This is a genomic window from Micromonospora sp. ZG13 (assembly GCF_059359355.1).
Window position 1 is genome coordinate 1 of record NZ_JCADBQ010000049.1, and the last position, 987, is coordinate 987.

1 protein-coding gene is annotated in these 987 nt (G+C 66.8%); it reads right to left on the reverse strand.

Annotated features, from left to right (window positions below; all coding sequences use genetic code 11):
• A partial coding sequence (locus AC5L34_RS29485; RefSeq protein ID WP_494827920.1) for a beta-ketoacyl reductase occupies window positions 1–953 on the reverse strand: 953 nt, incomplete at its 3' end.
• Between the last annotated feature and the right edge of the window lie 34 nt (window positions 954–987).

Below are 987 nucleotides of genomic sequence, written 5' to 3' on the forward strand. Positions count from 1 at the left end.
GCTTCGGGGATTTCGGTGAACAGTCGAGACGGCCGCAACGCCGTAAACGACGGCACAAACCGATCCCACCGCACATCCGCCACCACCACATCAGACTCACCACCCTCCAACGCCCGCTGCAACGCCACCACCGCCAACTCCGGCACCATCCCCGGCAACCCACGCCGACTCAACTGCTCCCCCGCAACCCCCACCGCCATACCCGCCTCAGCCCACGGCCCCCACGCCACCGACGTCCCCACCAACCCACGCGCACGCCGCGACACCACCAACCCATCCAAAAACGCATTCGCCGCCGCATACCCCACCTGACCCGCCGAACCCCACACCCCCGCAATCGACGAAAACACCACAAACGCATCCAAATCCAAACCAGCCGTCAACTCATCCAACACCACCGCACCACCAACCTTCGCCCGCAACACCTCCTCCACCTCACCCACACCCACCTCACCCAACGACGTCAACTGCGCCGCACCCGCCGCATGCACCACCGCCCGCAACCGCTCACCCGCACCCACCAAATCCCCCAACAACCCCGCCACCGCACCACGATCCGCCACATCACACGCCACCACCGACACCCGCACACCCAAACCCTCCAACCGCCCCACCAACTCCCCCACACCCGGCGCACCACCACCACGCCGACTCACCAACACCACATGCTCCGCACCCACACCCGCCGCCCACACCGCCACCCGCGCACCCAACGCCCCCGTACCACCCGTCACCAACACCGTCCCCGACAACGAGAAACCACCCGAACCAACACCCGCCGCAGAACCCGCACGCACCAACCGCCGCACAAACACACCCGACGACCGCAACGCCACCTGATCCTCACCACCACACGACGACAACACCCCACACAACCGACCCCACACACCCCCACCCAACAACCCCGGCAAATCCACCAAACCACCCCACCGCAACGGCACCTCCAAACCCACCACCCGACCCAAACCCCACACCGCAGCACCCGCG